This is a genomic window from Micromonospora tarensis (genome assembly GCF_016803395.1).
Taxonomy (GTDB): domain Bacteria; phylum Actinomycetota; class Actinomycetes; order Mycobacteriales; family Micromonosporaceae; genus Micromonospora; species Micromonospora tarensis.
This window is the reverse complement of the sequence record NZ_JAEVHL010000026.1, coordinates 14,830-34,973: the sequence shown is the minus strand read 5'-3', so window position 1 is coordinate 34,973 and position 20,144 is coordinate 14,830. Positions and strand designations below refer to the sequence as shown.

At 70.9% G+C, this 20,144-nt stretch carries 19 protein-coding genes and 2 pseudogenes; 4 read left to right on the top strand and 17 right to left on the bottom strand.

The features are described 5' to 3' along the window. Positions 1-44: 44 nt before the first annotated feature. The 6 genes from JM949_RS08850 to JM949_RS08825 all read right to left on the bottom strand — a co-directional run bounded on the left by JM949_RS08850 (position 45) and on the right by JM949_RS08825 (position 6,091). The gene (locus JM949_RS08850) at positions 45-1,580 is read right to left on the bottom strand and encodes an ABC transporter ATP-binding protein (RefSeq protein WP_309232068.1); all 1,536 of its coding nucleotides are present in this window, start codon (positions 1,578-1,580) and stop codon (positions 45-47) included. Positions 1,581-1,829: 249 nt separating this feature from the next. Then, the gene (locus JM949_RS08845) at positions 1,830-2,897 is read right to left on the bottom strand and encodes a BMP family lipoprotein (protein ID WP_203147952.1); all 1,068 of its coding nucleotides are present in this window, start codon (positions 2,895-2,897) and stop codon (positions 1,830-1,832) included. A gap of 278 nt (positions 2,898-3,175) precedes the next feature. Next, complete coding sequence (locus JM949_RS08840; protein ID WP_203147944.1) at positions 3,176-3,517, bottom strand: hypothetical protein; 342 nt, start codon at positions 3,515-3,517, stop codon at positions 3,176-3,178. 62 nt (positions 3,518-3,579) lie between these two features. Further along, positions 3,580-4,680: a hypothetical protein gene (locus JM949_RS08835; protein WP_203147943.1), complete on the bottom strand. Its 1,101-nt coding sequence runs from the start codon at positions 4,678-4,680 to the stop codon at positions 3,580-3,582. Positions 4,681-4,961: 281 nt separating this feature from the next. Continuing rightward, positions 4,962-5,372 (bottom strand): hypothetical protein, encoded by a 411-nt coding sequence (locus JM949_RS08830; protein WP_203147942.1) that lies wholly within the window; start codon positions 5,370-5,372, stop codon positions 4,962-4,964. After that, the gene (locus tag JM949_RS08825; RefSeq protein ID WP_203147941.1) at positions 5,369-6,091 is read right to left on the bottom strand and encodes a glycosyltransferase family 2 protein; all 723 of its coding nucleotides are present in this window, start codon (positions 6,089-6,091) and stop codon (positions 5,369-5,371) included. Before JM949_RS08825 ends, JM949_RS08830 begins: the two co-directional genes overlap by 4 nt. 285 nt (positions 6,092-6,376) lie before the next feature. Between JM949_RS08825 and JM949_RS08820 the strand changes: the two genes are divergently transcribed. Next, on the top strand, positions 6,377-7,423 hold the full coding sequence (locus tag JM949_RS08820) for a LacI family DNA-binding transcriptional regulator (protein ID WP_238432816.1): 1,047 nt from the start codon (positions 6,377-6,379) through the stop codon (positions 7,421-7,423). A 263-nt stretch (positions 7,424-7,686) separates the two neighbouring features. Beyond that, entirely contained in the window at positions 7,687-8,064 is a 378-nt protein-coding gene (locus JM949_RS08815) for a VOC family protein (RefSeq protein WP_407664717.1), read from the top strand. 12 nt (positions 8,065-8,076) lie between these two features. Here JM949_RS08815 and JM949_RS08810 read toward each other — a convergent pair whose 3' ends face one another. The 6 genes and pseudogenes from JM949_RS08810 to JM949_RS08785 form a co-directional block, all read right to left on the bottom strand. Next, positions 8,077-8,514: a hypothetical protein gene (locus tag JM949_RS08810; protein ID WP_203147939.1), complete on the bottom strand. Its 438-nt coding sequence runs from the start codon at positions 8,512-8,514 to the stop codon at positions 8,077-8,079. Between the two features lie 70 nt (positions 8,515-8,584). Then, the gene (locus JM949_RS08805; RefSeq protein ID WP_203147938.1) at positions 8,585-8,953 is read right to left on the bottom strand and encodes a GntR family transcriptional regulator; all 369 of its coding nucleotides are present in this window, start codon (positions 8,951-8,953) and stop codon (positions 8,585-8,587) included. Positions 8,954-8,969: 16 nt separating this feature from the next. Further along, entirely contained in the window at positions 8,970-9,896 is a 927-nt protein-coding gene (locus JM949_RS08800; RefSeq protein WP_203147937.1) for a YihY/virulence factor BrkB family protein, read from the bottom strand. Between the two features lie 79 nt (positions 9,897-9,975). Then, positions 9,976-10,557: a 2'-5' RNA ligase family protein gene (locus JM949_RS08795; RefSeq protein WP_407664716.1), complete on the bottom strand. Its 582-nt coding sequence runs from the start codon at positions 10,555-10,557 to the stop codon at positions 9,976-9,978. 12 nt (positions 10,558-10,569) lie between these two features. After that, positions 10,570-11,594, bottom strand: a pseudogene (trpS, locus tag JM949_RS08790) (tryptophan--tRNA ligase). Between the two features lie 33 nt (positions 11,595-11,627). Further along, complete coding sequence (locus JM949_RS08785; protein ID WP_203147935.1) at positions 11,628-12,725, bottom strand: hemolysin family protein; 1,098 nt, start codon at positions 12,723-12,725, stop codon at positions 11,628-11,630. 194 nt (positions 12,726-12,919) lie between these two features. On the opposite strand from JM949_RS08785, the pseudogene galE reads away from it, so the two are divergent. Both galE and galK read left to right on the top strand, forming a co-directional pair. Next, a pseudogene (galE, locus tag JM949_RS08780) lies at positions 12,920-13,902 on the top strand (UDP-glucose 4-epimerase GalE). Positions 13,903-14,016: 114 nt separating this feature from the next. Continuing rightward, positions 14,017-15,192 carry a galactokinase gene (gene galK, locus JM949_RS08775; protein ID WP_203147934.1) on the top strand — a complete coding sequence of 392 codons (1,176 nt, stop codon included), beginning with the start codon at positions 14,017-14,019 and terminating at the stop codon, positions 15,190-15,192. 250 nt (positions 15,193-15,442) lie between these two features. On the opposite strand, the gene JM949_RS08770 is transcribed toward galK, so the two are convergent. The 5 genes from JM949_RS08770 to JM949_RS08750 all read right to left on the bottom strand — a co-directional run bounded on the left by JM949_RS08770 (position 15,443) and on the right by JM949_RS08750 (position 20,060). Further along, positions 15,443-16,738 (bottom strand): sulfate adenylyltransferase subunit 1, encoded by a 1,296-nt coding sequence (locus JM949_RS08770; RefSeq protein WP_203147933.1) that lies wholly within the window; start codon positions 16,736-16,738, stop codon positions 15,443-15,445. Next, a complete protein-coding gene (gene cysD / locus JM949_RS08765) occupies positions 16,738-17,649 on the bottom strand; it encodes a sulfate adenylyltransferase subunit CysD (protein WP_203147932.1) in 912 nt (303 codons plus the stop codon). Before cysD ends, JM949_RS08770 begins: the two co-directional genes overlap by 1 nt. Before the next feature lie 74 nt (positions 17,650-17,723). After that, on the bottom strand, positions 17,724-18,554 hold the full coding sequence (locus JM949_RS08760; protein WP_203147931.1) for a 3'(2'),5'-bisphosphate nucleotidase CysQ: 831 nt from the start codon (positions 18,552-18,554) through the stop codon (positions 17,724-17,726). A gap of 131 nt (positions 18,555-18,685) precedes the next feature. Then, positions 18,686-19,276, bottom strand: a complete 591-nt coding sequence (pth, locus tag JM949_RS08755; RefSeq protein ID WP_203147930.1) for an aminoacyl-tRNA hydrolase — start codon at positions 19,274-19,276, stop codon at positions 18,686-18,688. A gap of 94 nt (positions 19,277-19,370) precedes the next feature. Beyond that, the gene (locus JM949_RS08750; protein ID WP_203147929.1) at positions 19,371-20,060 is read right to left on the bottom strand and encodes a 50S ribosomal protein L25/general stress protein Ctc; all 690 of its coding nucleotides are present in this window, start codon (positions 20,058-20,060) and stop codon (positions 19,371-19,373) included. Positions 20,061-20,144 lie beyond the last annotated feature (84 nt).

Here is a 20,144-nt window from a genome sequence, read left to right as displayed (position 1 = left end):
CGGCACCGACGCCGGGTAACGATGATTCGCACGCTGGGGATCGCTCATGCCCTGTCCTCGTTCGCGGGGCCGTCGGCGCTCGCCGGGCCCCCGTCGGTCACCGTGCCGTCGGCCGCGCCGGGCTCGGCGGTGGCGTCCGGGCTGATGCCGGCCATCAGCAGGCCGATCTCCTCGCGCGGGGTGTCCGGGCCGACGATGCCGATGATCCGGCCCCGGTACATCACCGCGATCCGGTCGGCCAACCCGATGACCTCGTCCAGCTCGCTGCTGACCACCATGACGGCGGTGCCGATGTCCCGCTCGTGGACGATCTGACTGTGGATGAACTCGATCGACCCGACGTCGACGCCACGGGTCGGCTGGGCGGCGATGAAGAGCTTCAGCGGCCGGGACAGCTCCCGGGCCACGATCACCTTCTGCTGGTTACCGCCGGAGAGGGTGCCCACCGCGGCGTCGGCCGACGGGGTACGGACGTCGAACTGCTCGATCCGCTCCTTGGCGGACGCGGCGATCGCGTCCGGCTTGAGTGCGAGCCCGGCACCGAACGGCGGCCGGTCGTAGATGTCCAGCACCAGGTTCTCCGCGACGCTGAACTCCTTGACCAGGCCGTCCACGCTGCGGTCCTCCGGCACGTAGCCGACACCCGCGCGGAGCACCTTCTTGGGCTTCCAGCCGTCGATCCGCTCGCCGGCCAGGCTGACCGTGCCGGCGAGCACCGGGCGCAGCCCCATGATCGCCTCGATCAGCTCGGTCTGACCGTTGCCCTGTACGCCCGCCACGCCGAGCACCTCGCCGGCCCGCACGGTCAGGTCCACCCCGTCGACGGCGCGGATCTGCCGGTCGTCGTCGACGACCAGACCGGTCACCTCCAGCACCGGCTCACCCGGGGTGGCCGGGGCCTTGTCCACTGTGAGCCGGACGTTGCGCCCGACCATCAACGCGGCCAGCTCGTCCCGGCTGGCCTCCGGCGAGGCGGTGCCGACGGTCCTGCCACGTCGGATCACCGTGATCCGGTCGGCGATGGCCTTGACCTCGCCGAGCTTGTGGGTGATGAAGACGATCGACTTGCCGGCCGCCTTGAGTGACCGCATGACGGTCAGCAGCTCTTCGGTCTCCTGTGGGGTGAGCACGGCGGTCGGCTCGTCCAGGATGAGCAGGTCGACGTCGCGGGTGAGCGCCTTGACGATCTCGACCCGCTGCTGGATGCCGACCGGCAGGTTCTCGATCACCGCGTCCGGGTCGACCCGCAGGTTGTAGCGCTCGGACACCTCGGTGACCTCGCGCCGGGCGCGCCGCCGGTCCAGGAAACCGGCGATGCCGCCCCGGGTCTGCTCGGCGCCAAGCATGATGTTCTCGGCGACGGTGAAGACCGGCACCAGCATGAAGTGCTGGTGCACCATGCCGATCCCGGCGCCGATCGCGTCGGACGAGCCCTTCAGCTTGAGCGGCTTGCCGTCCACCAGGATCTCGCCCTCGTCGGGCTGGTAGAGCCCGTAGAGCACGTTCATCAGGGTCGACTTGCCCGCGCCGTTCTCGCCGAGCAGGGCGTGAATCTCTCCAGGCTCCACCGTCAGGTCGATGTGGTCGTTGGCGACCAGATCACCAAACCGCTTGGTGATGCCGCGCAGTTCGAGTCTCAGCGCAACCTCCTGGAGTGCGAGCGATGGTGCAGCCTAGCTGCCGTCAACCCGGCCGGACCGGCCCGGCCGATGTGGTGCGCGATCGGCCGCTCCGACCCCACGGTCACCCGCGGGGCCAGAGCGGCCGATCGGTCGTAGCTGTCCCCCGCCGCCTCCCCCGATGATCTCACCGGAGGAGGCGGCCGGTCGTCACTTGGTCGGCTGGGCCGCTGAGGTGACGGTGATGGTACCGGCGGCGATGTCCGCCTTGATCTTGTCGACCTCGGCCTTCAGCTCGGCCGGAACCTTGCTGTCGAAGTCGTGGTACGGGGCGATCGAGACACCGTTGTTGGCCAGGGTGCCGACGAAGCCCGGCTTGGCCGGCAGCTTGTCACCGGCAGCGGCCTTGACCACGGCTTCCTTGACGGCCTCCGGGATGTTCTTGACCACGGTCGTGATGATCGCGGAGCAGTCCGGGGTGCTCTCGCAGCCGTCGACGTCCACCCAGATGGTGCTGTACTTGCCGCCCGAGGCCTTGGCCGCGGCGGTGGTGCCGAGGCCGGAGCCGCCGGCGACCGGCATGATGATGTCCGCGCCCTGGGCGACCAGCGCGTCGGAGACCTTCTTGCCCTCGTCCTGCTTGGCGAAGTCGTTGGTGAAGGAGCCCTTCTGGGTCTGCTTGTTCCAGCCCAGCGCCTGGACGTTCTTGCCCTTGGTCTTGTTGTAGTGCGCCACGCCGTCGACGAAGCCGTCCATGAAGATCGTCACCGGCGGGATCGGCACGGCGCCGTAGGTGCCCACCTTGCCGCTCTTGCTCATCCCGGCGGCCAGGTAGCCGGCCTGGAACGCGGCCTGCGCGGTGTCGAACTGCATCGGGTAGATGTTGTCCAGACCCGGGTTCGAGTCGACGATGCCGAACTCCTGGTTCGGGTTCGCCTTGGCGATCTTCGCGGTGGCGTTGGCCATCAGGCCACCCACCGCGAGGATGAAGTCGCACTTCTGGTTGACGTACTGCGTCAGGTTCGGCTCGTAGTCGGCCTCGGCCTTCGACGCGACGAACTTGATGTCGATGTTGTCGTTGGCGGCCTTGGCCTCCTGCAGACCCTTCCAGGCCGAGGCGTTGAACGACTTGTCGTCGATGCCACCGACGTCGGTCACCATGCAGGCGCTGAACTTCTTGGCGCCGCCGCCGGCGTTGTTGTCCTCATCGGGGGCCTCGCCACAAGCGGCGGCGGAGAGCGCGAGCCCACCCACCGCGACGATCGAGGCGATCCGCATCCCACGCACCGAGCGCAAGACGTCTCCTTCCCATTGCACACCGCGCCTAGTGCGGTGGCAGCCCATCAGCCGACCTGCGGGTGTGCCGCCGGCTGTCCCACGTTACGGACGGGAGCGTACGCCCGCGCCCACCCACCGGCCGACAATCGTGCACGACTGTTGAGCGCCTGTTACCCGGGTGTAACCCTCGCGTGGGGCAAGTCACTCTTCGTGCTGGTAGGCGAGTCCTCGGGCGTCCGCAACGTCCGTTTTTCCGGGGGCGGGCCCCTCCCCGGACGTTACCGCCAAAAGACCGCGACCGCCGCGTTGACCAGGGTCAGACCGATGATCGCGAGGAAATGGCCGCGGTTGACCGCCTCCCGCTTCCGGGAGAAGAACACCATGACGAAGATCAGCAGGGCGATCACCAACTTCGTCACAAGTTTCGCCGGGGCCGGCTCGTCGCCATCACGCAGCGGCGCGGCCAGGCCGAGCCCGGTCAGCAACTGGATCACCGCGCCCCACAGCATGGCCGGGTTGACGCGCAGCCGATTGGTGACGTATTGAGCGATCGAGCCGCCGAGCAGCAGCGCGAACCCGATCAGGTGGGCGTAGAGGAGTACGAGTCTGAGAGCTTCCACGATCGCCATACTCCCCTATTCACGACGGAACGTAGTAGTGGGCATCGCCGACCGGCCGAAGATCAGTCGCCGGCCTGCCCGGTCGCGCCCGACAGGACCGGCTTCGGCGGCTCGTCGCGCACCGGGTGCGGCCCCACCTCGCGACCACCGCCGAACGCGACAGCGACCCAACCCGCGCAGCTCACCACCGCCAGCTGGATCACCGGCAGGGTGACCCGGTCCACCGAGGTCGTCAGCCACCATTCGATGTCGTTCGGACCGGACAGATAGGTCCAGACCAGAACGGCCAGGTAGTAGCCATTGGCCGCCCACACCCAGCCGTCCGGGGACAGCCCGGTCGCCCGGCGCTGCCTGCGCAGGAACAGCGTGCCGAGCAGCGCCACCACCGCGGCGCCGGCCAGGAGTGGGCCGACCACGTCCCACAACGCCGAGACGGTGAGCTGGAACCGCTGCACCGCACCCAGGTCCACGGGTGCCACCCGACCCGATCCATCGCCGGTGATGTCCGACCGGGCGCCGAGAAGACGGGCCAGCACCGCCCAGGCGACCCCGGCCAGCACCGGCAGCCAGACCAGCGCGGCACGGCGCGGCTCACCGCGGGCCCGCAGGGTGACCAACACGGCGACGCCGACGGCGGCCACCAGCCCTTCGTTCTTGCTGACCGCCGAGACGGTCAACAGCAACAACGGCAACAGCGGCTGGCGTAGCGGGTCGGCACCGAGCAGCAGGGCCACCACCGCCCCGGCGAAGGCCGCGGACCAGAGTGCGTCGGCGAGCCCGCCCGCCACCCCGTAGGAGGCGGTCGACCAGCACGCCAGGCCCACCCCGGCGGCGAGCGCCCAGGCCAGCCGCGCGGACGCCCCGTGCAGCGTCCGCCGGACCAGGTAGACCAGCATCGCGATCGCGGAAAAGGTGACCAGCGCGCTCACGACCTGGGCGGTACGGAAGTCCGGCTCGACGACGCTCCAGACGACGGCGGCCGGCGCCGAGGCGAGCGGCGGGTAGTCGGTGTGCGAGAAGAGGAGGGCGGGGTTGCCGATCGCCGCCCGGGCGTACTCCCCGCCGTTGGCGAAGTAGCCGGCGTGCAGCCACCAGATGGAATGCGCGTCCCACTGGTAGGCCGGTTCGAAGACCAGCAGGAACGGCGGCAGCAGTGGCAGCACGATCAGCAGCGAGTGCGACAGGCGCCCGTACGGCGCCGGCTCGCCGGGGTGGCGGAACAGCCACCGGCCCGGCCGCGCCGGCGAGCAGCACCACGGCGGTCCAGAGCGGCAGCGGACCGCCGACGACCAGCATCAGGATCACCGCGACAGTGCCCGACAACGCCGCCACCAACGGCGCGAGGACCAGGGCGAGGAAGGGGCTGCGCACGATCGCGAGGGCCAGTGGGAAACCGGCGGCGAGGACGGCGAGGACGGCCAGCACCGGGGCGAGATCCATGACGTCAACCGACCTTCCGGACGACCAACCGCACGCCGGGACCGGTCGGCCGTTTCCGCTTCACCTGCACGACGCCCACCGAGTAGTCCCGGTCCGCCCCCTGGACGACGACACATCCGTTCAGCACGGCGAACTCGGTCAACCGCTGTTGCCAGTGTTCCGCGTCGGTCTGGGGCGGTGTGATGGCGACCCGGCTGCCCGACGGCACCTGCTCGACGAACTGGCGCCAGAGCGTCTCGTAGTCGGCCTGGAACTGGCGCGGGGGAAGGTCGTACTCCGGGTCGTGCAGGATGGCGACGCCGCGACCGGCCGCCTTCACCGCGCCCCCGGCGGTCAGCAGCAGGCAGCCCACCCCGACGAGGGCCACCACGACGCGGACGACAGTCGTCGGGCTCCGGCGCTTGGTGAGCGTCATTGGTCAGCGAGAGAGTTGACGGGGTTGTCGCTGGGACGACGCCGGGCCCGTTCCCGGCCCAGGATCCACAACGCCTCGACCCCGTCCCGCCAGGTGATCTTCTTGCCTTCGTCGCGGCCCCGCGCCCGATAGGTGATCGGAACGTCGTACGGGCGGATCTGCCGCCGCAGCAGCTTGCCCGTCACCTCGGCCTCCATACCGAAGCCACGGGACCGGATGTCCAGGGATCGGTACAGCTCCACCGGCATCAGTTTGAAACACGTCTCGAGATCGCCGATGTAGGAGTTGAACAGCATGTTCGCCGCGGTGGTAACGCCCCGGTTGCCCACCACGTACCAGAAGCTGTAGGCGCTGTGGCTGCCGAAGGTGCGGTTGCCGTAGACGACCGTGGCGCTCCCGTCCAGCACCGGCGCCAACAGTCTCGGGATGTCCTGCGGGTCGTACTCCAGGTCGGCGTCCAGGATCACCATGTACTCGCCCCGCGCGCCGGCCACCGCCGTCCTGATCGCCGCGCCCTTGCCGATGTTGCGCGGGTGGGTCACGACCCGCAGTCGCGCGTCGTCCACACCGCGAAGGATCTGCGCGGTGTCGTCCGTACTGCCGTCGTCGACGACCACGATCTCGATCTCGCAGGGGTACTGCACCGCGAGGGCCTGCTTCAGTGCCTCCGCGACGCGTTCCTCTTCGTTGTAGACCGGCATCAAGATCGACAGTTGCACGAGAGTCTCCCGGGAACGCACCGGACGGCGGATGAGGGGCGGCGGCCAGCGGCTGGTGAATCAGGCGCACCGCCCGTTCGCTGGCCCGCCCGCGCCGCGAGGCGCGGGAGCGGTGCCGAAGCACCCTACCGCTTGACGATCGCGCATCGATCAACCCCGGCCCCTTCCTCGACGGCCGCCGAGGTCGGCCGACCTGACGCCGGGAGGCCGCAGCAAGAAATTGCAACGGGCGGAAGGGATTACGGGGCACCCCGCAAGAACTTGCCGGTGAGCTACAGTGCCGCCATGCGCGCTCGACTGTCCGACATCGCCCGGCAGGCCGACGTCAGCGAGGCCACGGTGTCGCGGGTGCTCAACGACCGCCCTGGCGTGGCCGCGGAGACCAGACAGGCCGTCCTCACCGCTCTCGACGTGCTCGGGTACGAGCGCCCCGCTCGGCTTCGCAAGCGCAGCGCCGGACTGGTCGGCCTGGTGGTGCCGGAGCTGGACAACCCGATCTTCCCCGCCTTCGCCCAGGTCATCGAGTCCACACTGGCGCAGAGCGGGTTCACCCCCGTGCTCTGCACCCAGACCGCCGGCGGCGTGACCGAGGACGAGTACGTCGAGATGCTGCTGGACCGGCAGGTTTCCGGAATCGTCTTCGTCTCCGGTCTGCACGCCGACACCGCCGCCAACCACGACCGCTACCGGGCCCTGCTCGCCCGGCCCATGCCGGTCGTGATGATCAACGGGTACGTGCCCGACATCGGCGCGCCCTTCGTCTCCTGCGACGACCGGGAGGCGGCCGAGCTGGCCGTTGCCCACCTGGTCGCCCTCGGGCACCGGCGGATCGGCCTGATCACCGGCCCGGACCGGTTCGTTCCGGTGCAGCGTAAGGTGGCCGCCTGGCGCGCCGCGATGACCCGCCTGGCCGGCGTCTCCGAAACCGATTTGGGCGCACTGGCCGAACTGTCACTGTTCGGAGTGGAGGGTGGCGAGGCTGCTGCCGGCCGGCTACTGGACCGCGGTGTCACCGGCATGGTCTGCGGCTCCGACCTGATGGCGCTCGGCGCGGTCCGGGCGGCCCGGCAACGCGGCCTCAGCGTGCCCGACAGTCTCTCCGTGGTCGGCTTCGACGACTCCCCGCTGATGGCCTTCACCGACCCGCCGCTGACCACCATGCGGCAACCGGTCACCGCGATGGCGGTTGCCGCCGTCCGGGCTCTGGTCGACGAGATCAACGGGCACGGCGCCCCGCACTCGGAATACCTGTTCCGGCCCGAGCTGGTGGTGCGCGGCTCCACCGCCGTCGCCCCGAGTTCCGCCCGACTCGCTTACGCACGATCCGCCTGACCGTTGCGGCGCCCCGGGACCGGAACGCCTGCCGGCAATTGCGGCGACAGTCCGGTTTGATCGGCGCTGAACGGGTAACACGTCCTCGACCTGGTCGTTCGTCGTGCCCCGCGCCGGCGGGCGACTGGGCTACCGACCCCTTGTGGTGGGGGGTGAGGTGCCACCGGCGCCACGCGGAGCCCGCTCCGCGCGGCGCCGGTGTCCGTTTCGGCGTGTGCGCCGGCACCGACGGGGGTACCGCACCGGTACCGACGCTCCCGGAGGTGACCCAGGTGGTACGGGTGGCACAGTGCACGATCGACGTCACGGACCTGGACCTGATGGTCGCGTTCTGGTCCGCGGCGCTCGGCTACCAGGTCGAGCAGGGCGACGACGGCAGCGCCAAGCTGTGGCCACCGGGGCCGCCGTCCGGCGCGGCGCCCACCATCTGGTTGCAGGGCTCGGGCACCCCAAAGCAGGGCAAGAACCGGCTGCACCTCGACCTCGTCGCCGACGGCGACCCGCAGGCCGAGATACGGCGGCTCGTCGAACTGGGCGCGCGGCATGTCGACGTCGGGCAGACCGGCACCGAGCCGTTCACAGTGCTCGCCGACCCCGAGGGCAACGAGTTCTGCGTACTGGACGCCGCACCCGAGCGCTGACCCTCCCGGCGGTCACTTCGCGGTGAGCAGCGCGGCGATCCGGGTGAAGCCGGCACGGACCTCGGCCTCGTCCGGCGGCTCGGCCGGCTCACCGTGGCCCGCCTCGTCGGCCGCGGCGTCCAACTCCTCGTCGATCACGTCCTCGAAGTCCCCGTACAGGTCGGCCCCCTCCACCTGACGGGCCTCGTCCTCGGCGGCGACCTGCGCGGCGGCGATCTCGTCGCGGATCTCGTCGGCCGACAGCGCCGGCAGCAACGGCTCGACCACCGCCATCAGCTGCTCGTCGGCCACCACCGCCTCGGCCAGCGCCAACGCGTGCGGCCGCTCGTACGGCCCACACACCACCGGCTCCCACTCGTCGAGGTCACCGAGCGGGCCGAAGGTGATGATCCACGGCAGGCCGAGCAGCGGCGAGTCCGCCGGTAGGTCCAGTGTCATGAGTGCGCCCACCGGCTCATCATGGTCCGCGAACGCGAGTCCCGACGGCGTTCTGCTCAGTTACCGCTCGATCGGCGGCCGGTCAGCCGGGCCGGACGGCATCCAGCGCCGCACGGACCAGCGCGAGCGCGGTGGCCGCCGGTACGCCGAGTCGGGCCGCCTCGGCCGCGTAGCCGGCCGCCGCCCGCTGCAACCGGTCGACGGCGTCGTCCCGGCCCGGGGCGACGAAGGTGCCGTTGCGCCCCCGGGTCTCCAGCAGTCCAGCCGCCTCCAGCTCCCGGTAGGCCCGCGCCACCGTGTTCGCGGCCAACCGCAGATCGGCGGCGAGCTGCCGGACGGTGGGCAGGCGGCTGCCGACCGGCAACCGGCCGTCCCCGATCAGCTCGGCGAGCTGTCCACGGACCTGCTCGTACGGCGGCACCGACGAGTCCGGGTCAACCGAGATCAGCACCTGCCCACCTCCGTCCTCAGCCGGCACCGCCCGGCGTACCGGGACCGGTGTCCTCGTCGACCACCTTCGGCGGGGCCGGGGTCTCCGCCAGGTCCACCACCCGGCCCTTGGTGCTGGTCGCGAGAAGCGCCGCGCCGAACAGCACCAGCTGGTTGAGCAGGTAGAGGTAGAGCAGCAGACCGACCGCACCGGCCACCACGGTGTACGCCGGGTTCCGCTCGGTCCGCACCACGTAGTACCGCCCGACGGTGTTCAGCAGCGTGATGCCGACCGCCACCAGCAGCACCACCGGGCGCAGCCGGGACCGGCTCATCCGCAGCCGGGGCACGGCGAGCAGCAGCGCGGTGGCGAGCACGGTGTTGACCAGCACGCTGAGCACCGCGCTGATCGTGGTCAGACCGACCGATCCGGTGCTGCGCAGCAGGAACCGCAGCAGCGATTCCAACGCGTCCACCGCCGCGACCGAGACACCGAGCAGCACGAAGATGCCGATCATCACGCCCAGGTCGACCAGCCGTCGCACCACCAGGTTGCCCGGCTGCTGGTTGAGCTGGTACATCAACCGCTGCGAGGACCGGATGGCCTCCACCCAGCCGATCCCGGTGAAGACCAGGATGACCAGGCCGACCACCCCGACCGTGTTGCTGGAGTTGGCGATCTGCTGGGCATCCAGGAACGGCAGATTCTCCTTGAGGAAGTTGGCCGCCGCCGCGCTCACCTCGTCGTTGTCCTCGAGGATCGCGCCGAAGATCGAGTACGCCACCAGGGCCAGCGCGAACACCGCGAAGAAGCCGTAGTAGGCGATCGCGGCGGCCAGCCGCCCGGCCAGCACCTCGGCGTAGAGCGCGCCGGCCCGCCACACGTGATCGAAGAGCCCCGACCGGTGGCGCGCGGCGCTCACCCAGCGGTCGATGCCCGCCTCGATCCGGCCGATCACGTTCACGCGATCATCCTCGCCGATCTCCCACCGCTGTAGTGGCAACCGGCTCTCGATGCTCGCCGACCGGCGCGTCGCCGACGGCTCAGGTGCCGAGGCGGAAGTCCCGACGCGGCTGCCACCGGGCCTGCCCGCTGTGCGAGAAGAGGGTGAACGCGTCGACCTCGAACATCGCGGAGAAGTCGGCCAGGTCCTCGTACACCTTGTCCAGGGCATCCGCTGCCACGTCCTGCGCCACTGTGACGTGCGGATGGTACGGGAAGCGGGCCGTGCGGCGCAGGCCCGGGGACGCGGCGATGGCGGCGGCCAGCAACTCGCACTCGCTGATCCCGGCGGCCACCGCGACGAACACCACCTGGGTGACCGGCCGGAACGTGCCAGTGCCGCGCAGGTGCAGGGTGAACGGCAGATGTGCGGCGGCGACGGCGGCCAGGTGCTGCTCGACCGCGGGCAGGCTCGCCATCTGGATCTCGGTGGGCCCGAGCAACGTCACGTGCGCGGGCACCGCCAACGGGTCGCCGGCCTCGACCCGCCGCCGGGTGAGCTGGGCACCCCACGGCTCGGGAATGTCCACCGCGATGCCGATCTGGATGGTGTCGCCGGTCGGCGGCACCCCGCCACTGCGATCCACGCTTCGCGCCGCCCCTCCGACCACCGACCCGTCCACCTGTATCGGGAACTATTCGCCGCGCACGGGCGGGAAGAACCCGACCCGCTCGTACGCGACCGCAGGGTCGTCGAGGCCACCGCGCGTGCCTTCTCCGCGCCGGCGCCGAGGAGCTTGTCCAGCTGTGCCGGGTCGTCGAGGTAGCCGCGGGTGCGCTCCTGGATCGGCCGGACGAAGTCGGTCACCACCTCGGCCAGGTCCTTCTTCAGGTCGCCGTAGCCGCGGCCGGCGTACGCGGCCACCAGCTCGTCGATGCCGCGCCCGCTCAGCGCCGAGTAGATGGTGAGCAGGTTGGACACGCCCGGCTTGGTCTCCGCGTCGAAGACGATCTCCCGACCGGTGTCGGTCACCGCCGACCGGATCTTCTTCGCCGACCGGGCCGGATCTTCCAGCAGGTCGATGATGCCGGCCGGCGAGGACGACGACTTCGACATCTTCGCGGTCGGGTCCTGGAGGTCGGTGATCTTGGCAGTGTCCTTCACGATGTGCGGCGCGGGCACCGTGAACGTCGCGCCGAACAGCGAGTTGAAGCGCTGGGCCAGATCGCGGGAGAGCTCCAGGTGCTGCCGCTGGTCCTCGCCGACCGGCACCGCGTTGGCCTGGTAGAGCAGGATGTCGGCGGCCTGCAGGACCGGGTAGGTGAACAGCCCGACGCTGGCCCGCTCGTTACCCTGCTTCTGCGACTTGTCCTTGAACTGGGTCATCCGGCTGGCCTCGCCGAAGCCGGTGATGCAGCCGAGCACCCAGGCCAGTTGCGGGTGCTCGGGCACCTGCGACTGGACGAACAGGGTGCTTCGTTCCGGGTCGAGCCCGACCGCGTAGAGCTGGGCCGCGGCCACCCTGGAACGCTGCCGCAGCACCGCCGGGTCGTGCCCGGCGGTGATGGCGTGCAGGTCCACCACGCAGTAGAACGCGTCGTGGGTGTCCTGTAGCGCCACCCAGTGCCGCACGGCGCCGAGATAGTTGCCGAGGTGGAACGAGTCGGCCGTCGGCTGGATGCCGGAGAAGACGCGGGGGCGGGCGGGAACGTCGGACATGGCGATAATTCTGTCAGCAAGCAACCCGGTACGTCATGACGGGCCGGCGGGTTGGCGACGGCCCGCCGATGCCGGGGTGCTGACCTCGCGTGGTTCGTCCATGCCGGCCCGACGCGTCGAGCCGGCCGCGAGCCGACGCTGCTGCCCGGCCACCGCCTCCCGGCGAGCCTCCGGCAGGCGCATGGCCGAGACCGCGAGTCGGGCCACCCGGCGGCCGTCCACCGTGAGCACCCGCACCAGCCAGCCACCCGGCGGGTCGGCCGGACCAGGCGCGCCGACGTCGGCGGGTTCGGCGGGCACCGGCACCTCGTCGCCGGTCACCGGCAGCCGGCCCAGCGCGGCCATGACGAAGCCACCCACCGTCTCGTACGGCCCGACCGGGAGGGCCACCCCGGTCCGCTCGGCGAAGTCGGCGAGGTTGAGTCGGCCGTCCACCACCGCCGGGAGGCCGGCGTGCACCGGGTCCGGGGCGGCGTCGTACTCGTCGTGGATCTCACCGATCAACTCCTCGATCAGATCCTGGAGGGTGACGATGCCGGCGGTGCCGCCGTACTCGTCGACCACCACCGCCAGGTGCTGGCCCTCCCGGCGCATCTCGGTCAGCGCGGCCAGCACCCGCTTGCTGCCGGGGAACCGCTTCACCTCCCGGGCCAGCTCGCCGACGGTGCCGCACTGGTCGGCGTCCGGGCGCAGCAGCACGTCCCGTAGGTGCACGAAGCCGACCACGTCGTCGTGGGTGCCGTCGGTGACCGGGTACCGGGTGTGCGTTTCGGCGCGGACCAGTCGGGCGGCTTCGGCGATGGTCAGCCGCGCCGGGAGGAAGACCACCTCGGTGCGCGGCATCATCACCTCGCGGATCAGGCTGGCGCCGGCCACCAGGACCTCGTCGATGATCCGGCGTTCGTCCGGGTCGAGCACCGTGTTCGCCGCGACCAGGTCCCGCAGGTCTGCCTCGGAGATGCGCTCCCGGCCGGCGGCCGGACCGGTCCCGAGCAGGTCGGTGACGAGTCGGGTGGTGCCGTCCGCGGCGCGGACCACCAATCGGGCGACGGCCCGGGCGAGCGGGCCGGGGTCGCGGCGGGGGTGTACCCGCGCGCGCCGCCGGAGCCCGGTACGGGCCGCTTCCCGCATGACAGAGATGGTAGACACCGTGGGCCCGTCGCACGGGCGATCCCGCGGAGCAGCCCACCGATGTTCGGCTCTGTTTAATCGTGAGAGATTATGATGGAATGGGGTTGCCGGTGGCGTCGGCGTGGGTGCCGGCCACCGTCCTAGTGTGATCACGAAGGGCCACGTCCCGAGCGGGCCAGGCAGGAGGCAACGACGTGAAACTGCTCGTCACCGGGGGCGCCGGTTTCATCGGGAGCGTGGTGACCCGGATGCTGCTCGACGCGGGCCACCAGGTGGTCGTGCTGGACGACCTGCGCACCGGGCACCGCGAGGCCCTCGCCCCGGACGCCACCCACGTCGAAGCGTCCATCCACGACGCCGCCCGCGTCATCACCGCCGATGCCGGCTTCGACGGCGTGCTGCACTTCGCCGCCCTGATCGCCGCCGGCGAGTCGATGGTCAAACCCGAGCTGTACTGGCAGACCAACACCATCGGCACGCTCGCCCTCATCGACGCGGTACGCGCGGCCGGGGTGCCCCGGATGGTCTTCTCCTCCACCGCCGCCGTCTACGGCAACCCGACCGAGCTGCCCATCACGGAGCACGCGGTCAAGGCCCCCACCAACACGTACGGCGCCACCAAGCTCGCCGTCGACATGGCACTCACCTCCGAGGCGATCGCGCACGGGCTGGCCGCGGTGTCGCTGCGCTACTTCAACGTGGCGGGCGCCCACCTCGACGGCGACGTCACGCTCGGCGAACGGCACGACCCGGAGACGCACCTGATTCCGATCGCGCTGGAGGTCGCCGCCGGCCGGCGGGAGAAGCTCCAACTGTTCGGCGACGACTACCCCACCGTGGACGGCACCTGCGTCCGCGACTACATCCACGTCGCGACCTGGCCCGGGCGCACCTACTGGCGCTGGACGCGGCCACCGCCGGCCAACACCGGATCTACAACCTGGGCAACGGCAACGGCTTCACCAACCGTCAGGTCGTCGACGTGGTCCGCGAGGTCACCGGGCACGAGCTGCCCGTCGAGGTCGCGCCGCGCCGCGAGGGCGACCCGGCCGAGCTGGTCGCGTCCGCCGCGCTGGCCCGCGACGAGCTGGGCTGGGTGCCACAGAAGCCGACCCTGCACGACATGGTCGGCGACGCCTGGGCGTTCTACCGCACGCACATCCTGGGGCAACAGTGAGCGCGAGGAGTGAGCCGGGTTTGCGAGCCCCACAGTCGCGATCGAAGAGGGCACAGTGAGCGCGAGGAGTGAGCCGGGTTTGCGAGCCCCACAGTCGCGATCGAAGAGGGCACAGTGAGCGCGCCGCAGCCGGTCGGTGACGTCGTCGGGCGGGCCGCCGCCGGTTTCACCGCGCAGTTCGGCGGTCAGGCCGCCGGTAGTTGGGCGGCTCCCGGCCGGGTCAACCTGATCGGCGAGCACACCGACTACAACGAGGGGTTCGTCCTACCCTTCGCGCTCCCGATGCGGACCATCGTCGCCGCCGACCGCCAGGACGGCGAGCACTGGACGGTCTGGTCCGAGCTTCCCGACGAGACGATCACCTTCGGTGCGCACGACGTCGCCGAGCCGGGCCGGGTCACCGGCTGGGGGGCGTACGTCGCGGGTGTGGTCTGGGCGCTCCGCGAGGCGGGTCACCGGGTGCCGGGCGCCCGGCTGGCGATCGCTTCCGACGTGCCGCTGGGCTCCGGGCTCTCCTCCTCGGCCGCACTGGAGTCGGCCGTGCTGGCCGCCCTGCTCGACCTCGGTGGGCTGGAGTTGCCCGCGACAGCTCAGCCTCGGCTGGCGCAGCGGGCGGAGAACGTCTACGTGGGTGCGCCGACCGGCATCATGGATCAGTCGGCCTCGATCCGCTGCCGCGCCGGGCACGCCCTCTTCCTGGACTGCCGCGACGAGTCGGTCGAGCACATTCCGTTCGATCTCGAGGCGGCCGGGCTGGCGGTGCTGGTCATAAACAGCCGGGCGCCGCACCGGCACGCCGACGGGGAGTACGCTGCCCGCCGCCGCTCCTGCGAGGCGGGGGCCCGTGCGCTCGGGGTGGCCGCGCTGCGGGACGTGGGCGTGGACCAGCTCGACGCCGCGCTGGCTCAGCTCGACGACGAGGAGACCCGGCGGCGGGTCCGGCACGTGGTGACGGAGGACCAGCGGGTACTGGACACGGTGGCGCTGCTCCGCGCGGCCCGGGTCAACGAGATCGGCCCACTGCTCACCGCCTCGCACGTGTCCATGCGCGACGACTTCGAGATCACCGTGCCGGAGGTCGACACCGCGGTCGAGGCGGCGTTGGCGGCCGGCGCGCTGGGCGCCCGGATGACCGGCGGCGGCTTCGGCGGCTGCGTCCTCGCCCTGGTTGAGGTCGACCGCGCCGACGCGGTAGCCGCAGCGGTAACGACGGCGTACGCCGAACGCGGCTTCACCACCCCCGGCACCGTGCCGGTCCTCCCCTCCCCCGGCGCCACCCGCCTCGCCTAACCCGCCCCACTCCCCACTCCCACTCCACCCAGGTTGATCAAGAATTTTGCGTCGATTCCAACCCGCATCCTGACGCAAACTGCTTGATCACCGGGCAGGGCGAGGGGTGGGTGAGCTGGGGAAGGGGAGATCGTGCTTGTTCAGAGAAGTAGTGGCCTCGCCCGCTGGGCGAGGCCACTACTTCATAGCTCGAGCGCGATCTCGCCGCGGGCGGGCGGGCGGCGCGGTCCGTTGGCGGGGCCGGGGGGTGTCAGCCGGCTTCGACGATCATGGCGGCGCCCACCGTGCGGTTGGTGGTCTCGTCGATGATGACGAAGCCTCCGGTGGTGCGGTTGCGGCGGTACTCGTCGGCCAGCAGCGGCACCGTGGTGCGTAGCCGCACCCGGCCGATCTCGTTGAGCCGCAGCTCGTCGGCCGACTCGTCGCGGTGCAGCGAGTTGATGTCCAGTCGGTAGTGCAGGCCGCGCACGATGGCCCGCGCCGACCGGGTGGTGTGCTTGATGGCGTACCGACCGCCGACCCGCAGCGGGGCGGTCTCGTCCATCCAGCAGACCATCGCCTCGATGTCCTGGGCCACCGCCGGCGCGTTGTTCGGCCGGCAGATCAGGTCACCCCGGGAGATGTCGATCTCGTCGGCCAGTCGTACCGTCACCGACATCGGTGGGAACGCCTCCGGGACCGGCCCGTCGGCGGTCTCCACGGCGGCGATCCGGCTGCTGAAGCCGGACGGCAGCACCATCACCTCGTCACCCGGCTTGAGCACACCGGAGGCGACCTGACCGGCGTAACCGCGGTAGTCGGTGACAGTGGTGGACTGCGGACGGATCACGTACTGCACCGGGAACCGGACGTCGACCAGGTTGCGGTCGCTCGCGATGTGCACCCGCTCCAGGTGGTGCAGCAGCGACGGGCCCTCGTACCACTGCATGTTCTCTGATCGGCTGACGATGTTGTCGCCGCGCAACGCGGAGACCGGCACCACTGTCAGGTCCGGTACGTCGAGCTTCGCGGCGAACGCGGTGAACTCGTCGGCGATCTGCTCGTAGACCTCCTGGGACCAGTCCACCAGGTCCATCTTGTTGACACAGAGGACCAGGTGCGGCACCCGCAGCAGGGAGCACAGGAACGCGTGCCGTCGGGACTGCTCGACCAGCCCCTTGCGCGCGTCCACCAGGATCAGCGCCAGGTCGGCGGTGGACGCCCCGGTGACCATGTTGCGGGTGTACTGGATGTGCCCGGGGGTGTCGGCGATGATGAACTTGCGCCGTGGGGTGGCGAAGTACCGGTACGCCACGTCGATGGTGATGCCCTGCTCCCGCTCGGCCCGCAGACCGTCGGTGAGCAACGCCAGGTTCGTGTACTCGTCGCCGCGGGCCGCGCTGACCGCCTCCACGGCGGCCAACTGGTCGGTGAAGAGCGACTTGGTGTCGTAGAGCAGCCGACCGATCAGCGTGGACTTACCGTCGTCCACGCTGCCGGCGGTGGCGAAGCGCAGCAGGTCCATCGGCCGCGCCTCGGCGGCCGGGGCGACGATCTCGGTGCTCATCAGAAGTAGCCCTCCCGCTTGCGGTCCTCCATGGCGGCCTCGCTGACCCGGTCGTCACCGCGGGTGGCGCCACGCTCGGTGATCCGGGTGGCCGCCACCTCCTCGATGACCTTCTCCACGGTGTCCGCGTCGGAACGGACCGCGGCGGTGCAGGAGGCGTCGCCGACGGTGCGGTAACGCACCTGCGCCTTGAACCGCTCCTCGCCCGCTCGGGGGCGGAAGAACTCGTTGACGGCGTAGAACATGCCGTCCCGCTCGATCACCTCACGCTCGTGCGCGTAGTAGATCGAGGGCAGCGGGATGCGTTCCCGGGCGATGTAGTGCCAGACGTCCAGCTCGGTCCAGTTGGACAGCGGAAAGACCCGGATCGACTCGCCCGGGTGGTGCCGACCGTTGTACAGCGACCACAGCTCCGGTCGCTGGTTCTTCGGGTCCCACTGGCCGAACTCGTCGCGGAAGCTGAACACCCGCTCCTTGGCCCGCGCCTTCTCCTCGTCGCGGCGGGCGCCACCGAACAGCGCGTCGAAGCGGTGCTTCTCCACAGCGTTCAGCAGCACCGGCGTCTGGATCCGGTTACGCATGCCGTCGGCGGACTCCCGGACCAGGCCGCTGGCCAGGGCCTCCGGCACGCTCGCCAGCACGAGCTGCAACCCCAGCTCGGCGACCCGCTGGTCGCGGTATTCCAGGACCTCGGGGAAGTTGTGCCCGGTGTCGACGTGCATGACGGGGAAGGGAATGTTGGCCGGGGCGAACGCCTTCTGCGCCAGCCGCAGCATGACGATCGAGTCCTTGCCGCCGGAGAAGAGCAGCACCGGGCGTTCCATCTCGGCGACCACCTCGCGCATGACGAAGATGCTCTCCGCCTCCAGGGCGTCCAGGTGGGAGACCTGGTATGCCGCGGGAGTGGTCATGACACCGGCTCGATTCGCTCGCTCATCCGATTTCCAGACCTTTCCGGTCGGGCATGTCAAGAAGTCCGCTCAGGCTACCCGGAATGCCTCTGCAGCGCTGCAAGCAACCGGCTGGCGAGATCCTTGCGGCAGACCAGCAGGTCCGGCAGGCGCGGATCCGCCTCGTTGTATTTCAGCGCAGAACCGTCGATCCGGGAAGCGTGCAGTCCGGTGGCCGTCGCCACAGCGATCGGGGCCGCCGAGTCCCACTCGTACTGCCCACCGGCGTGGATGTACGCGTCCACCTCACCGGTGACCACCGCGGCGATCTTCGCGCCGGCCGAACCCATCGGCACCAGGTGCGCCCCGACATCCTCGGCCAGGTCGGTCAGGAAGACCGGCGGCCGACTCCGACTCGCCGCCAGCCGGATCTTCCGCTCGCCGGCGGTCGCCGCCTCGACGGTCATCGGCGGGTACGCCGGCGGGTAGTCCGTGCCCAGCACCCGGTGCTGGGCCGGCAGCCCCACCGCGCCAGCCAGCAGGCCGTGCGGGCTCGGCGCGTTACGCGCCCAGAGCGCCACGTGCACCGCCCAGTCCGAGCGGCCCTCCTCGGCGAACTCCCGGGTGCCGTCCAACGGATCGATGATCCACACTCGGTCGGCGGTCAGCCGCGACACCGCTCCGGTGTTCACCTCCGCGGCCCAGGCCAACCGCGACCCCTCGTCCTCCTCGGAGAGCACCGCGTCACCCGGGCGCCACTTCGCCAACTCCGTGCGGATCAGGTCGTGCGACACCTTGTCCCCGGCCGATTTCAGCGCCCCGGTGTCCGCGAAACCCAGCTCCGTGCGCAGGTCGAGCAGTGCCTGCCCGGCCCGGGACGCCAACCACCGGGCGAACGCGCCATCGATCATCGGAGGACTGCTCATCTGCCCGCTCCCGTCGCCTCGCCGCGCTGCCCGCACGGGCCGATCCGCCGCGACTCGCGTCGCCGGTCGCGGCACGCCGAAAGGCGCAGACTACCGGCCCGCAACGCCCGATCCGGTACGCCCCGCCCGGTTCAGCCGCCGTGGTAGAGGTTCTGCGTCGGCTCCACGCCCTTGAGGATCACCGACTCCACCACGTCGGCAGCCCGGTCCACCAGGAAATCCACTTCCTTGCGCTCCGCCGCGCCGAAATCCGACAGCACGTAGTCCGCCGGGTCCTGCCGCCCCGGCGGTCGGCCCACGCCGAACCGCACCCGGGCGTAGTCCTTCGTGCCCAACGACTTCGACATCGAGCGCAGGCCGTTGTGCCCGCCCTCGCCGCCGCCGAACTTGACCCGCACCTGACCGAACCCGATGTCCAGCTCGTCATGGACCGCGATGACCTGCGCCGCCGGCACCTTGTAGAACTGCGCCAGCGCGGCCACCGGCCCGCCGGAGAGGTTCATGTACGTCAGCGGCTTCACCAACACCAGCTTCGGTCCACCGAACCCCAGCCGCGTCTCGGCCACCTCGGCCACCGCCCGCTTGTGCCGGCCGAACCGCGCGCTCGTCCGCCCGGCCAGCAGCTCGGCCACCATGAACCCGACGTTGTGCCGGTTGCCGGCGTACTCCCGCCCGGGGTTGCCCAGGCCGACCACCAGCCACGGCCCCGACTCGTCCGTCACGACCCGTCCCTCCCGACGCTCATCCCACCGCGTGCCGATACGCCGACAGGCGCCCCCGAACATCCGGGGACGCCTGTCGCACAGTACGAACCGATCAGGCCTCGGTGCGCGCCTCGGTCGGCTCCTCGCCCTCGGGGGCGTCCGCGCCCTCGGAGCCCTCGGTGGTCTCGCCGACCTCGGCCTCGGCCTCGTCGGTGGCCGCCTCGACCTCGGGCAGCGTCGCCTCGAGCTGCTCGGCGGTCGGGGCGGCGGTCACCGACGCGACGGTCAGCTCCGAGTCGGCGGCCAGCTCGACGCCGGCCGGCAGCTCGACGTCGCCGGCGGTCACCTGGGTGCCCGCCTCCAGGCCCTCGATCGAGGCCTCGAGGTGGTCCGGGACCTTGGTGGCGTCCGCGGTCACCGAGAGGGTGTCGTGGTCGTGCACGATCAGGGTGTCCCGGGCGGCCTCGCCGGTCAGCTGGACCGGGACCTCGACGGTGACCTTCTCGCCCCGGCGGACCAGGATGAGGTCGACGTGCTCGAAGGTGTCCCGGATCGGGTCACGCTGGATCGCCTTCGGCAGCGCCAGCACCTGGGTGCCGTCGGTGATGTCGATCGCGAAGAGCTGGTTCGCACCGCCCTTGCGGATCGCGGCGGCGAACTCCCGCGACGGCAGCGCGATGTGCTTGGGCTTCTCGCCGTGGCCGTACAGCACGGCGGGCACCTTGCCGGCCCGGCGGGTACGGCGGGCACCACCCTTGCCGAACTCGGTGCGGGGCTCGGCGCTGATCTTTACCTCGGACACGGGGAAACTCCTGATGCTTTTCGCTGCGGCGGCTTGTCGTCTGGCGGTGCTGGGGCGAGGGGCTCGCTGGGGCTCATGCGTCAT

Coding starts and splice junctions, on each gene's coding strand:
- JM949_RS08845 (WP_203147952.1), bottom strand. CDS start 2,897: ATGCGGATCGCCTCGATCGTCGCGGTGGGTGGGCTCGCGCTCTCCGCC.
- JM949_RS08830 (WP_203147942.1), bottom strand. CDS start 5,372: ATGACGCTCACCAAGCGCCGGAGCCCGACGACTGTCGTCCGCGTCGTG.
- JM949_RS08820 (WP_238432816.1), top strand. CDS start 6,377: ATGCGCGCTCGACTGTCCGACATCGCCCGGCAGGCCGACGTCAGCGAG.
- JM949_RS08785 (WP_203147935.1), bottom strand. CDS start 12,725: ATGCGGGAAGCGGCCCGTACCGGGCTCCGGCGGCGCGCGCGGGTACAC.
- JM949_RS08770 (WP_203147933.1), bottom strand. CDS start 16,738: ATGAGCACCGAGATCGTCGCCCCGGCCGCCGAGGCGCGGCCGATGGAC.
- cysD (WP_203147932.1), bottom strand. CDS start 17,649: ATGACCACTCCCGCGGCATACCAGGTCTCCCACCTGGACGCCCTGGAG.
- JM949_RS08760 (WP_203147931.1), bottom strand. CDS start 18,554: ATGAGCAGTCCTCCGATGATCGATGGCGCGTTCGCCCGGTGGTTGGCG.